11 protein-coding genes, 1 pseudogene and 1 other annotated feature are annotated in these 14212 nt (G+C 39.6%); of the genes and pseudogenes, 3 read left to right on the forward strand and 9 right to left on the reverse strand.

Annotated elements, in window-relative coordinates; translation table 11 throughout:
• Nucleotides 1-56: 56 nt before the first annotated feature.
• The 4 genes and pseudogenes from LF817_RS03865 to LF817_RS03880 all read right to left on the reverse strand — a co-directional run.
• Nucleotides 57-164: pseudogene (locus tag LF817_RS03865) on the reverse strand (GNAT family N-acetyltransferase); the annotation flags it as partial.
• 38 nt (nucleotides 165-202) lie between these two features.
• Nucleotides 203-565 (reverse strand): hypothetical protein, encoded by a 363-nt coding sequence (locus LF817_RS03870; protein WP_253934450.1) that lies wholly within the window; start codon nucleotides 563-565, stop codon nucleotides 203-205.
• 238 nt (nucleotides 566-803) lie between these two features.
• Nucleotides 804-998, reverse strand: coding sequence for a hypothetical protein (locus LF817_RS03875; protein WP_253934451.1), 195 nt, complete (start codon nucleotides 996-998; stop codon nucleotides 804-806).
• A 142-nt stretch (nucleotides 999-1140) separates the two neighbouring features.
• Nucleotides 1141-1809: a YesK family protein gene (locus LF817_RS03880; RefSeq protein WP_253934452.1), complete on the reverse strand. Its 669-nt coding sequence runs from the start codon at nucleotides 1807-1809 to the stop codon at nucleotides 1141-1143.
• A 774-nt stretch (nucleotides 1810-2583) separates the two neighbouring features.
• On the opposite strand from LF817_RS03880, the gene LF817_RS03885 reads away from it, so the two are divergent.
• Nucleotides 2584-3462, forward strand: coding sequence for a DMT family transporter (locus tag LF817_RS03885; RefSeq protein ID WP_253934453.1), 879 nt, complete (start codon nucleotides 2584-2586; stop codon nucleotides 3460-3462).
• 341 nt (nucleotides 3463-3803) lie between these two features.
• Here LF817_RS03885 and LF817_RS03890 read toward each other — a convergent pair whose 3' ends face one another.
• The 3 genes from LF817_RS03890 to LF817_RS03900 form a co-directional block, all read right to left on the reverse strand.
• On the reverse strand, nucleotides 3804-5543 hold the full coding sequence (locus tag LF817_RS03890) for a sensor domain-containing diguanylate cyclase (protein WP_253934454.1): 1740 nt from the start codon (nucleotides 5541-5543) through the stop codon (nucleotides 3804-3806).
• 72 nt (nucleotides 5544-5615) lie between these two features.
• A complete protein-coding gene (locus LF817_RS03895) occupies nucleotides 5616-6896 on the reverse strand; it encodes a bifunctional folylpolyglutamate synthase/dihydrofolate synthase (protein ID WP_253934455.1) in 1281 nt (426 codons plus the stop codon).
• 67 nt (nucleotides 6897-6963) lie between these two features.
• Nucleotides 6964-9606 (reverse strand): valine--tRNA ligase, encoded by a 2643-nt coding sequence (locus LF817_RS03900; protein ID WP_253934456.1) that lies wholly within the window; start codon nucleotides 9604-9606, stop codon nucleotides 6964-6966.
• A 58-nt stretch (nucleotides 9607-9664) separates the two neighbouring features.
• Nucleotides 9665-9892: a binding site (T-box leader), on the reverse strand.
• A gap of 86 nt (nucleotides 9893-9978) precedes the next feature.
• On the opposite strand from LF817_RS03900, the gene LF817_RS03905 reads away from it, so the two are divergent.
• Complete coding sequence (locus tag LF817_RS03905) at nucleotides 9979-10167, forward strand: hypothetical protein (protein ID WP_253934457.1); 189 nt, start codon at nucleotides 9979-9981, stop codon at nucleotides 10165-10167.
• On the opposite strand, the gene spoVID is transcribed toward LF817_RS03905, so the two are convergent.
• Complete coding sequence (gene spoVID, locus LF817_RS03910) at nucleotides 10164-11147, reverse strand: stage VI sporulation protein D (RefSeq protein ID WP_253934458.1); 984 nt, start codon at nucleotides 11145-11147, stop codon at nucleotides 10164-10166. The two genes, LF817_RS03905 and spoVID, sit on opposite strands and share 4 nt — an antisense overlap.
• 351 nt (nucleotides 11148-11498) lie before the next feature.
• On the opposite strand from spoVID, the gene LF817_RS03915 reads away from it, so the two are divergent.
• Nucleotides 11499-12625 (forward strand): IS3 family transposase gene (locus LF817_RS03915; protein ID WP_253934459.1). Its coding sequence is split into 2 segments (ribosomal slippage): nucleotides 11499-11748 and nucleotides 11748-12625, totalling 1128 coding nucleotides; the frame shifts between segments, so codons are not numbered across the junction.
• A gap of 296 nt (nucleotides 12626-12921) precedes the next feature.
• On the opposite strand, the gene hemL is transcribed toward LF817_RS03915, so the two are convergent.
• The gene (gene hemL, locus LF817_RS03920; RefSeq protein WP_253934460.1) at nucleotides 12922-14205 is read right to left on the reverse strand and encodes a glutamate-1-semialdehyde 2,1-aminomutase; all 1284 of its coding nucleotides are present in this window, start codon (nucleotides 14203-14205) and stop codon (nucleotides 12922-12924) included.
• Between the last annotated feature and the right edge of the window lie 7 nt (nucleotides 14206-14212).

Genomic DNA, 14212 nt, shown 5'->3' on the forward strand with positions numbered 1-14212 from the left:
TAGTGATTAGACGTTGATTCATATCAGTGGTGTTTTTAACTTTTCATCTTGACGATTTAGTTGTATTTAATCTCCATTTTTCTACTCTTTGTCGTCATCCCCATTGACCTATAAAATTCGATTGCGGATGTATTTTTCTCGGATACTTCCAGTTCAATACTATCAACTCTGAGGCTTCTTCCAAAATCAAAAACGTATGTAGTTAGTTTTTTTCCGAAACCTTCTTTCTATGCGTTTCATCAACACATAAACTATTTAAAAATAATACTTTCCTCGCAATCACAAAAGAATTTTCAGGCGTTACTTCTTCCTTAGTAACTATAACTCCGACGATATCATTCCCTATGAGATCCACAAAAATTTGCTGTTGGTTATTAATTAACTGGCTTTCAAAGAACTCTTGCTCGACTGGAGTTGAATTCTTTTTATATAAATCTGGTCTTTCAGCAACATGCATTTCATGAACTTGCTTAAATAAACGCAGCAATGGCTCATAATCGTTTTTCTCGGCGGTCCAAATAGATATATCCATATTTTTCCTGCCCCTTAATTCTTGATAATTCACCACATTTTCATTCCTAATTACTACAGATATATTCGCGCTAACTTATTGAATGTTGAAAAAACAAATTATATAGCACCTGATAAAAAAAGCTAACTTACATACAAATACGATTATTCAAGGTATGAGTTTCAAATATTTCTTTTATCTCTATTGTGAATTTTTACAACTAGCATTATGAATAAAAAAACAGACATGGCTGTTGGAGCATTGCCCCTATACACCAGGACTTGAACCAAGGTTATTCTCCCGTTTGTATCAAATATCTTTTAGAAATTCCGTTATATTCTAAGATGAGTACAGGGGATTTCTCTTTAGTTTTATAGATTTCAGCACCAATAGGAGTTTCAGTTGCCATTCCTTTTTTAATTTCTCCTATTCTTTCTCCTTTTTCGTATTCTTTTTCGTCTATCCAATCTACACCGTCCTCATACACGGTCCCATCTTCTAATTCAATATGGTCAGAGTGAAGGAAATTTCAAATATTAACACCAATAAATCAGAGCCAAGGGTATATGAACTCTAATCTTTCATAAATTCCACAAGCATTCTTTTTGGTTTTTTATACATATATTTCTCTATTCATTAGCCATCTCAAGATCTGACTGAAATTCTTCTCCTTCTGTCGTACGCACGGTTAAAGGTTCTTTGATTTCATTGAGCCCTATAAAAATAAATGGAGATTTTTTGGGGGCATTTTCGTCCTCAACCATACTTAAAACAACCTCTGTACTTTCGTTTTGGTCGATTTCCTCGACTTCAATTTTCTTACCGATATACTCTTCACCAAGTCTTATGAAAATTTCTTTGTTTCCTTCTGAAATCGTTGAAACACGATAGTGATTTTTCGTGTCCTCCTGGACGCTCATATGTCCTTCTTCATTAATCCAATAATCATCAGCATCATTTAAAGTTACAAAGAATATGGTGGTGAAAAAGAACACCGGGAGTACGAAAAGACCGATTTTATCACCAATTGAAACCTTTGTAAGTTTAGACGATTTAGTCAATAAAGGTAGTACCATCGTGCCCAATAAACTAATTAGAAAGATACCTCCTGCTAGAAATATATAACCCATGCCTTCAAATCCTCTTACAAAGAAAAGACTATAGAAAACAATGGTTAAAGCTGTTATAAATGTCAGCAGTGGTGCCAAGTAATACTGCTTTTTAAATTTTGAAATGATAAAGAAGAAGCTAAAAATCAACAAACCTAAAAATATTCCACTTGCCATTATTGAATACATTCTATCTCCTCCTAAAAACTAATAAAATAGTTGAAGCTGCCAAATGGCCAGTAAAATCTCTAAGTCCACTACCAAAGAGTTGATGAGCCACTTTTTATTTAAGCGCGTTCATGTAAACACGTATAGTGTTGGAAGGTATAACATAAAGCTTCAACACCATCACTAGGATTATGAGATGTATACCTCTATCCATATGGACTAATTTATTAAAAACTTAACCTCGACATCCTTCCGCTTTCTCTGAGCAAGAATGATAGAGATCTACTAGTCTAATTCTGAATATACCAATAATTATCAATTTTTTCTATTTTTTAGTTGAAAAAAAGGCATGCCCCTGCTACGCTTAGGAAGCAATTTCTAATTTTTACCATACGAGAGTTTATTATATTTCTACTACCTCCTTCATTTTCTCGAAAATCAAAATATCTAAGTTTCCATTAATGATTAGATACACCAATAAGAGAACAAAAAAGAAAGCAGCTTCCCCCTTCTAACAACGAATTTTTAATAATCCAATAGCTATCAAACTCAATAATAAGTATCAGCTTTCACTGTTTAAACTTTATCCTCTGACCGCAGAGTTCAGCATATATATTCCATGTGAAGATTAAGTTGACTGGTAAAGAACTTATGCCTTCTAAAAAAACATGTATTTTATTAGGAAATTACTGAAGATGGTTTGGATCTTTACTATCCATTGTTAGTAAGTCCACTTTAGATTTCTAAGAGGTCGATTAAATTTTGTATTATTTTTTTTTAGGAGGCATACAAACGGTGAGATCTGTAGGTGTAAGCTTAGTTATTTTTGCAGCTATATTCTGGGGCGTTAGTGGGGGGATTGCAGATATTTTAATGAACAAGGGCTGGGACCCTATTGTAATTTCACTTTATAGAGGGGCTGTTGGCTTTGTATGTTTTTTTGCATGGTTTCTTTTACGCTTTAAACAAAATTGGACCTCCTCTACCCGCTTATGCATTTGGTCCTTATTGGCGGGTGTTGGTGTTGCTGGTAATTTCACCTTTTATTTTCTCACTATCCAAGCATCAAGTGTGGCTGTTGCTGCTACATTAATGTACACCGCACCGGTGTTCGTCCTTGTCATCTCTTTTTTATTAAAAATAGAACGTTCGACTTGGTTTAAATGGGGATGCATATCAGGTGTACTTATGGGGATTATCATGCTTACAGGTGCTTACAATGCGGAGTCTATATCAGTGGGTTTTGTAGGGGTGGCATCCGGGCTTGCTGCCGGCCTTTCCTATGCATTATTTATATTCGGATTTAAGAACGCCTCTTCCATCGGAAAGCCACAGACCACGTTAACCATCGCGTTCTTTGCATTTTGTCTCGTACTTTTGCTTATTGCGGACATAGATGAAGCTGCTAGTGTGGCAAAGTCGAACGATTTAGGCTGGTTTGTTTTATTGGGGATCCTGGGAGCTGGAATTTCATTTATCTTTTATGTGATTGGCATTCAGTGGACTGCGCCAACTACCGCTTCAATGGTGGCTATGGTGGAACCGGTAACAGCTTCATTATTCGGCTTTCTACTAATCGGCGATCATTTAATCATCATTCAACTTCTTGGAATGGTGCTCATCCTGTTTACGGTTATCGTTCTAAGCGTGAAGAAGACTCCTCACCCTCAATAAAACTTACGCATCAAAGGAAAAAGAAGGCGTTATAAATTACAAGGCCTTCTTTTCCTTTTTTTTAATAAGTTGAAAAACTGATTTATTCCCATAGTTAAGTGATGAAATGTTCAAATATGGTTAGTTAAAGTATGGATACAACGAACAATCCTGACTTATAGTTGTATTACTCAATTATAAAAAATCAAAAATCACGTTCGACATAGCTTTATACAAAAAAATCGCCCTGCTCGTTTTAATGTCAGTGACTAAACTTAACAAAAACGAAAAAGGGAGATTTTTTATGAGGATCTATTCAGATACTACTTTCATTTTTAAGAGTTTTTATCATGTAAATTAGCTTATGTAACAGCATCTTGTTTCAACTTTTCATAACTGGCGACTCGATTTCGTCCCCTCTGTTTAGCACCTACATACATCGCCCGGTCTGCATGACGGGTTAATTCAAGAATATCTTCACAATGTTCAGGGTAGGAGGCTACTCCGATACTCGCAGATATACGGATGCTAATGGGCTCTCTATCCTTTAAGATATGCTCATATGCGGTGAAGGGTTTTTCATAAATCGTTTGCCGGATTTTCTCAGCCATAGGAACAGATTCTTCAACCGTCATACCTGGAAGCAAAGCAACGAACTCTTCGCCACCATAACGTGCCACAATTCCACGATCGCCAATCACTTGCTCTAGTCGGACAGCCAGTTCGCATAAAATTTCATTCCCCGCTTCATGGCCATACTGATCGTTCACAGACTTAAAATGATCGATATCTAATAAAATTTGGGAGACCGGTTGACTCGTATGTTCATTTTCCCACTCATCTGCTAATATTTGGAGGTGGTTTTCAAAATATCGATAATTATACAAAGACGTCAAAGGACAGCGCTCACTCTCCATTTTAGTCTTTTTATAGTTTCTAGCATTTTCTATGGCTACAGCTAAATAACCACCCAGTATGTTCAAAATCATATACTGATATTTAAAGAACGCACGGGGGCTAGTCGAGTACATTGTAATTACACCCACTATTTCGTTTTGACGGCTTATGGGAATAGACAAAACGCTCTCAGCATTCTCCGGAGTATAAGCGTTGCTCAAATGTCTCCACTTTTTTCTGTTATGGTAATGCTTTCCTTTGCCACGCTTACAAGTATCTCCACTGATGCTTTGATTCTCTACCAGATTAAGGTCAGGAATTTCATCCTTGTGAAACCGGTTGTAATATCTAATTAATTTTAGCGAGTTGCCATGTGTCACGTCAAAAACATACATATAATCAACCGGAAGCAGCTCAGTTACCCTCTTAACGAAGACATCTAACACTTCTTTCACACCGAGACTGCCTGTAAGTTCATGACCAATTTCGCCAGTAGTCTGTAAATAGTAATTCACCTGACTCGTTTTATGGAATTGTCTTAACATGATAGAAAGCAGTAAAAAAGGAAAGCCGACTAAATAAATGGCCGTCGGACCGATTTTCGTGTAAACAAAATATAGCATAAGTCCGACGGGGGATATTAATATTAAACTTATTAATTCCCATAATACCCCGCTGTCTAACAGCTTTTGCTTCCGGTCATAGAAAAGCCTCCAGATGATATGAAGAAGCAGCTGATTGACTACTACGTGAGTAACGACGTACGCAACTACTGGAACAGCAGCGCTTCCAGTACTCAAAGCGTCGCTCCCGTGATTTCCTCCTAACAGATTATATACATAAGCGGAGACTAAGGAAATAATGAGAAACATGAGCATATTCAAAGGAATACGAAAAAAATCAACCCGCCCGACTCCGAGCTTGAGCATAAGGAATATGATGGCCGCCTGTATAACAAGCACCTCTACCAGGAGACCGAAGTACAGAAAAGCAGCAAAGCTGACTACATTCGTCAAAAAAACAGGGTGGTCACCCATCAGCAATGGAAATAAAGCCACTAAGGAGGCCAAAACGATGAATCCAAAAATATCTATTTTGTAATCTGCAAGCTCTAATGGTGTATTCGAAAAAAGTATGTAGATCGCGGCTGGCCAAATGACTAACCAGGAAGCATAAACGGCGAGCTTTTTTCGTTTAGCTATCAATAGAGCTGCACCCTCTCGCTACAATAGTAAAAGAATATTCAAACAATTATCATATTATCATAGCCATACTTTTTATTCAAAACATTTCCTTATATCGGAAATAAAATACAAAGAGCCTGAAACTATTAGGACATCCTCACCTGTCATTTTTCCGAGTATTTGATTAAGAGCCTCTCTATAATCCTCTTCCACATGTGCGGGTTCAATCATTGAATCAGCTTCTAAATCCTTGGCCTTAAGCGATTTCGGGAAATCAAATTGTGTGAACCATGCTTCTTTAACAATGGGCTGCAGCTTTTCTAACATATTATGGACAGGTTTACCTTCGACTGCCGCATACAATAGGTAAATGGTCTTGTCCGGGAAATAATTTTCAATGGTACTTACTAAGGCTTTAGTTCCTTCTTCATTGTGCGCTCCATCCAAAATGACGCGAGGATCCTCCTGAACTGTTTCAAATCGAGCCGGCCAAGTTGTAGCCGATATAGCTTCAGGGTAAAAATCCTGCTGGATAAGAAAGCCCATTCCCCTTAATTGTTCAATAGCTCCAAGAGCAAGAGAAGCATTAGCCACCTGGTGAATGCCCTTCAAATTCGAGACCAGCTCTGGTGAGTCGTACGTTTTCATATGAAAAGTAAAAACTTCACCCTCACTTGAACTTCCGTAATATTCAGATGAGAAATCCTGCCCATCAATCAAGAGGTCCGCTTGATGAAGTGCTGCTTCTTTTTTTATGACCTCCAGGGCATCCTTTTGTTTTACACAAGTCAGAACAGGCGTTTCCTTCTTTATGATGCCTGCCTTTTGATAGGAAATGTCTTCGTACGAATCTCCAAGGATATGCGTATGGTCTTTACCTATGTTCGTAATGATCGACACTAACGGATGTATGACATTCGTGGAATCATAGCGGCCGCCCAACCCAGTTTCAAATACTGCAAAGTCTACGCCTTTATTTTTAAAATACAGGATAGCTATTACCGTGATGACTTCAAACTCTGTAGGTTCCCCAAGTTCAGTTTGGCCCGCTTCCTCAGCGAGTGGTTTAACCACCTCAACTAAATCGGCAAGTTCGTAATCAGAAATGGGATCTCCATTTATGCTCATTCTTTCATTAAAACGGATGATGTATGGAGAGGTGAAAGTCCCTACGGTATACTCTTGTTTCTGAAGTAAATTTCTAAGAAATGAAACGGTCGATCCTTTTCCATTCGTTCCTGCGATATGTATGGAGTTCAACTGTTTCTCCGGATGGCCCAGCTTCTCCATCATCCATTCCATTCTTTTTAATCCTGGTTTGAATTTAAACTTCTCTCTTGAGTGTATCCATTGGATAGAGTCTTCGTAATTCACTGATATCCCTCACTTTTTTGTATCATAAAAGAGGAGAGTATTCCTTTGAATACCCTCCTTTTCCCTTTTAAGCTTTCAATTCTTTCATCCTTGCTTCAACTTTCGATCGTTTATCTAAATAATCACTTTCTTTATTACGTTCTTCTTCGACGACATGGTCTGGAGCTTTACTGACAAATCCTTCGTTCGCCAGCTTTTTCTGGACACGATTTACTTCTTTGTCCCATTTATCCCATTCTTTTTCTAGACGTTTAATCTCATCATCGATATTGATCAGGCCTGCTAAAGGTAAATAAAGCTCAGCTCCTGTTACGACGGCTGACATAGCCTTTTCTGGAGCTTGCAAGTCTGTACCGATAGTAAGTTCGCTTGGATTGCAGAAACGCTCTAGATAGCTGCGATTCTTCTCTAATTCCTTGACAACATCTTCATCTTTCGCCTGAATAAGAAGCTGGATTTCTTTAGACATCGGTGTATCTACCTCGGCACGGATATTCCTTACCGAACGAATAATAGAGACCAATCCATTCATTTCGGATACTGCCTGCTCACTGTGAAATTCTTTGACCACTTTAGGCCATGCTGCTTGAGTAATGGACTCCCCTTTGTGAGGCAGATGCTGCCAGATTTCTTCAGTAATAAATGGCATGAATGGATGAAGCATCCGCATTATCTGGTCCAGCGTATAAGCTAAAATGGAGCGAGTCGTATGAATTCTGTTTTCATCTTCTCCATACAACGGCAATTTCGCCATTTCTATATACCAATCACAAAATTCATCCCAAATAAAGTTGTATAGGTGGCGTCCAGCTTCACCAAATTCATAGCGATCAATATTTTTTGTGACTTGTTCAATGGTCTGATTTAAGCGAGTCAGAATCCATTCATCGGCTACAGATTTTTCACCTGAGAGATCGATGTCTTCATATTTAAGATCGCCCATATTCATTAAAGCAAAACGAGACGCATTCCAAATTTTATTCGCAAAATTCCACGTCGATTCTACCTTCTCCCACTGAAAGCGCAAATCTTGTCCTGGTGATGATCCTGTGGATAAGAAATAGCGAAGGGAGTCTGCCCCATACTTTTCTATGACATCCATTGGATCTACACCGTTTCCGAGAGATTTACTCATCTTCCGGCCTTCCGCATCCCGTACGAGCCCATGGATCAGTACGTCTTCAAATGGACGTCGATCTGTAAATTCAATCGACTGGAAGATCATGCGGCTTACCCAGAAGAAAATAATATCGTAGCCTGTAACTAGCACATTCGTCGGGAAGTACCGTTTGAAATCTTCATTGTTCTCATCAGGCCATCCCATTGTAGAAAAAGGCCATAATGCGGATGAAAACCATGTATCGAGAACATCTTCATCCTGTTCCCAATTTTCGATATCCTTAGGAGCTTCTTTCCCTACATGTATCTCCCCTGTTTCTTTGTGATACCATGCTGGAATGCGGTGCCCCCACCAAAGCTGACGAGAAATACACCAGTCACGGATGTTTTCCATCCAGTTCAAGTAAGTTTTTTCAAAACGGTCAGGAACAAAGCTGACTTTATCATCGCCGGATTGTAATTTGATCGCCTCTTTAGCAAGGGGTTCCATATTAACAAACCATTGAGTGGACAAATATGGCTCTACAACAGCTCCGCTTCTTTCCGAGTGACCAACCGAATGCATATGCTCTTCAATCTCAAAAAGAACACCGCTAGCTTCGAGATCCTTAACGAGCTGCTTACGACATTCGAAGCGATCCATCCCTTTGTACTTGCCGGCATTTTCATTCATAGAACCGTCTTCGTTCATAACGAGTACGCGCTCTAAGTTATGGCGGTTACCGATTTCGAAATCATTAGGGTCATGAGCCGGAGTAATTTTCACAGCGCCTGAACCGAACTCCATATCAACATAATCATCCGCTACAATTTCAATTTCACGTCCGATGATAGGAAGCACCGCTTTTTTGCCGATCAAATGTTTATATCGCTCATCTTTAGGATGCACGGCTACCGCCGTATCTCCAAGCATCGTTTCCGGACGAGTCGTAGCGATTTCTATCGATCCCTCTTCATCTTTTAAAGGATAACGCATATGATAGAATGCACCCTGGACATCTTTATATTCCACTTCGATATCAGAAAGTGCCGTTTGCGTGGATGGATCCCAGTTAATGATATATTCTCCCCGATAAATAAGGTCCTTTTCATAAAGTTTCACAAAGACTTCTTTTACAGCTTCAGAAAGCCCTTCATCTAAGGTGAACCTTTCGCGGGAATAATCTAATCCAAGTCCTAGCTTTTCCCACTGCGTTCGAATGAACTGAGCGTATTCTTTTTTCCATTCCCAAGACTTATCAAGAAAAGCCTCTCGCCCTAAATCATACCGGGACGTTCCTTGCTCTTTCAGTTTAGCTTCTACTTTAGCTTGCGTAGCGATACCTGCATGGTCCATTCCCGGCAGCCATAGCACATCATAACCCTGCATGCGCTTCACGCGCGTCAGAATATCTTGCAATGTAGTATCCCAGGCATGACCAAGGTGCAGTTTCCCCGTGACGTTAGGCGGTGGAATGACGACCGTATAAGGCTCTTTGTTCTTATCACCATCGGCTTCAAAGAATTTACCATCTACCCAATATTGATACCTGTCCTTTTCAATTTCTGCCGGATCATACTTCGTCGGCATAGACACATTTTCATGCTCCATTTCATTTCCTCCTTCAAATCATACCCTGCTGTAAAAACAAAAAAATCCCTTTCATCCTAAAAAGGACGAAAAGGACTGAGTTTCCGTGGTACCACCTTCATTTACAGACATTTACATCTGTACACTTCATGACAAATAACGGCTTTTAACCGGCTTCTTTTACTGAACCTTCAAAGAAGCTGCATCCCGGGCGACCTTCCATCCATCTCTTTCCTAGAAAACTCTCAGCTCATGTTTTCTTCTCTGAAGGAGAGATTGATGTACTCTTCCCATTCACGGCATTTCACATATAGTAGTTAATATTCATATTGTATATAGAATGCGACTAGGAAGTCAACTATTTTTAAAATTTAAAAGAAAGAGGTGGTCTATATGAGTAGAATGTACCGTTATCGGTTACCTCCATGGTGTCGTCATTGGCTCTATGTCATTGAAAAAGCGACGTTACCTATTTGTATTTATCAGCTGATCAGAACCGTCATCTTCCCTACCACACTTGACGTTTTATTGCTGGGGGTCTGTATAGGTCTTCACTTAGCTTTCCGAGTGAAGTGGATTTAATTCGGAATATAAACAATTTGCCCTGGTGAAACTTCATCTTCTACGCCATTCACTTTCTCTAACTGTTTCACAGGCACCTCATAGCGTTCAGCGATCATTTGAATGGTTTCATCCTCTTGTACTATATACATCTTCATTTGCGTATACGTTTCATCTCTATTTGGAAAGAGGTGTTGGAATATCTGCTTGAAGCCGTTGACGGATGGCGAGGATTCTTCTTCTACATTTGATACATTCTCCACCTCATATGTTTCAGAATCACCTTCATCCTCAACTAATTCAGTCTCCTCAATCTCTTTCTCATTTGTATAGAAAAATTCTGATAAACTTTGGGTTTTCTCTTTCCTGCTGCTTTCCTCATAAGTTTCATATCGTTCATTCATTAGACTGTCTTCTTCAGTATTTTCATACAAGGAAACTTCATCAACTGGCAATGGTTCTTCTTCAAAATCTTTCTTCAAATCCACTTCATCTACAGTCAACGTTTCTTCTTCAGTATACCGGACAGGGCCAATTGTAATCATTTCGTGACCGTCTTTTTCAGGGGCAGCCGTTTGCTCTTGTTTTATGCCCATCATGCTGATTTGAGCATGAAGACTCAAGTTTGCAGGTTCAGGTAATTCGTAATCGAAACTTTCAATGTTTATTACTACTTCATCTAAATCATCGACTCGATCTTTGGCTACAGTAATTTCAACTGGAAATGAATGAGAAAACTCTGCCACTCCATCTTCTGCATCGGCTACCTCCAATACTCGACCGACAGGAATAGCATCTTGGTTTCTGTATGGCTCAATGTCCGGGTTCGGTATATATTCCCCAGACAGCACGACAAATCCATGAAGCCTTACTTCTTCTCCTAAATCTGTAATAGATACATCAGGGTCCAATGATATGCCTAATAATTCATTTACTCCCTGTCCTTCCTTGAACCACAGAGACTCATCTAAATAAAATGTAAATTCCTGATTGTTTTGCATGTATTCCATTCCCTCCCCTAATTAATCAACAAAGTCACCTACTTAAAACGTATGCATGAATTTCTTTGATATACATTAGGAAAAGAAAAAGGAACTATCCTGAACGTTTTAGAAGTAGTCTTTCTCCTTTATCGACTCAGCTTCGACATGTTTAGAGGGACGCAACGGAAGTTTTCGTTCCACTTAATCATCGCTAAAAGCTCCGGGGAATTGCGAGACACCTGTAGGAAGAGAGTGATTGATGAGGCCCCGCAGAGCGTTAGCTCGAGGAGTGGAAAGGTTACACTTGTTTGGACAGTTTCGTTAAGGTCAGTTACACTTTACTAAATATTTCAATCAAGGAGACTAAACATGACCCCAAGGAATCGCCGTAACTTTACTGATGAATTTAAGAAGCAAGTGGTGCAGTTAAATGAAAACGGAAAACCGAGAAAAGAAATTTTAAAAGAATACGAATTATCATCTTCCGCCTTTGATCGTTGGCTTAGTCAGTTTAGAAATACGGGTTCTTTCAAGGAAGAAGACAACCGGACAGCTGAACAAAATGAAAATATCAGGCTGAAAAAAGAAAATCAGCGTCTTATGATGGAGGTTGATGTTTTAAAGCAAGCGGCGCTGATCATGGGACGAAAGTAAAGGTGATCCAGAACAACCGTCACCGTTACTCGGTATCAGCAATGTGTGCCGTCCTACAACTTCCTAAAAGTACATTTTATTATGAAGCGAAAGAAAAAGACTCTTCTGAGGCGGATGATCTGACGTCTCAGATTACCGAGATCTTTCACGAAAGCCGTCAAAACTACGGCACTCGAAAAATCAAGCATGAGCTCCATAAAAAAGGCTCTCAGGTCTCTCGTCGAAGGATTGGGCGAATCATGAAAGAACAGGGGCTTGTCTCGAAATACACCATCGCTCAATTCAAACCGACGAAGAGTGCGTGTAATGAGTCAAAGCAAGGGAATACGTTGAATCGTGAATTCACTCAAGACCAGGCTCGTAAGGTCGTGGTCAGTGACCTAACTTATGTGCGCGTTCACACAAAATGGCATTATGTCTGTACGATTTTGGATTTGTATAACCGTGAAATTATCGGCTATAGCTCGGGCCCACAAAAAGATGCAGCCCTGGTTCAAAAAGCCTTCGCTTCAATAGATGGAAACCTTGATGAATTAGCTCTTTTTCATACGGATCGCGGAAGTGAATTTAAGAATCAAGCCATTGAAGATTTACTTGAAACCTTTCAAATTGATCGTTCTTTAAGTATGAAAGGATGCCCTTATGATAATGCAGTCGCTGAAGCTACTTATAAGGTGATTAAGACAGAATTTGTTTATGGAGAAACCTTTGAATCTCAAGAACAATTAGATCTGGCTTTATTTGATTATGTCCACTGGTACAATCATATTCGCATTCATGGCACTCTCAACTACCTTAGTCCTATAGAATTCAAGAAGAAACACCTTAATGAAATTGTCTAGTTTTGTGTTGACAATCCAGAGACTCACCAAGCTCCCAAGGAAAGCGAGCCCATTCCTAAAAACACCTTCCCCTCATTACGATCAATGAACAGTTAAAAATCACACCTCTAATCAACGATCGCACGAATTAATTTTTTATAATAAAAAATCGCTCCAATTGTTTTAATGTAAGCGACTAAGCTTTAACAAAAAAACGAAACAGAGCGATTTTTTATAGGTGACTATTCAGCTGAATTGATTTCATCTGTGTGGTTTACTCACAGCTGAAGGAATGGAGTACAGAACCTTTTGCGAAATTATAAATTACTGAAAACTTGTTCCACGGCTTTAATTGTTTTTTCTATATCTTCCTCAGTATGAGCGGTAGATAAGAACAATCCTTCAAATTGAGAAGGCGGAAGGAAAATACCTTCTTCAATCATTCCTTGATAATATTTTGCGAACATGTCCAGATTAGAAGCATTTGCAGTTTCAAAGTTGACCACGGGATCTTCATTGAAAAAGACACCCACCATTGAACCAGCTCTATTTACGGTTAGTGGAATGCTGTATTTCTCAGCAGCAGCCTTGAAACCTTCCACAAGTCGATCGACTTTTTCTCCTATTTTTTGATAAGCTTCTTCGTTCATAGCTTTCAACGTTTCATACCCAGCGGTCATTGCCAGAGGGTTACCAGATAGAGTTCCTGCCTGATAAATGTCGCCAACAGGAGCTACTCGTTCCATGATTTTTCGCTTTCCACCATACGCACCGACCGGAAGGCCGCCGCCTATCACTTTACCGAGACAAGTCATATCAGGAGTGACTCCAAAGTGACCTTGAGCACTTTCGTACCCGACACGAAAACCGGTCATTACTTCATCAAAAATAAGCAACGTGCCATGATCCTCAGTAATTTCGCGAAGCTGCTCCAAGAAGCCTTCTTGCGGTGGAACTACCCCCATATTTCCTGAAACAGGTTCAATAATAACAGCTGCTAAATCCTTGCCAAATTCCTCAAATACATACTTGACGCTTTCCATATCATTATAAGGAACCGTAATAGTATTCTCTGCAATAGAGGCCGGGACACCTGGTGAGTCAGGTAGCCCTAGTGTAGCTACACCAGAACCCGCTTTTATTAAAAGGGAATCCCCGTGACCATGATAATTCCCTTCGAATTTAAGGATTTTGTCACGCCCAGTATACCCTCTCGCTACCCGAAGAGCACTCATGGTAGCTTCTGTTCCAGAATTGACCATCCGGAGCATTTCTATAGAAGGAACTCGATCAATTACCAGCTGTGCTAAGTCATTTTCCACCTGAGTAGGTGCCCCAAAGCTGGTTCCAAGTTCCGTCGTTTTTTTTAATGAATCGACGACACGATCGTCTGCGTGCCCCAAAATTAAAGGGCCCCAGCTCAATACATAATCAATATATTCATTGCCATCGATATCTGCAATTTTCGAACCTTTTCCTTTTTCCATAAAAATCGGATCCATCTTGACCGAGTTGAATGCACGTACTGGTGAGTTCACTCCTCCAGGCATTAAATCCACGGCTTCTTTATAAGCGGCGACAGAGCGTTCGAATTTTTTCATTTACAGC

The sequence above is a fragment of the Halobacillus sp. A1 genome (genome assembly GCF_024189295.1).
Taxonomy (GTDB): domain Bacteria; phylum Bacillota; class Bacilli; order Bacillales; family Halobacillaceae; genus Halobacillus_A.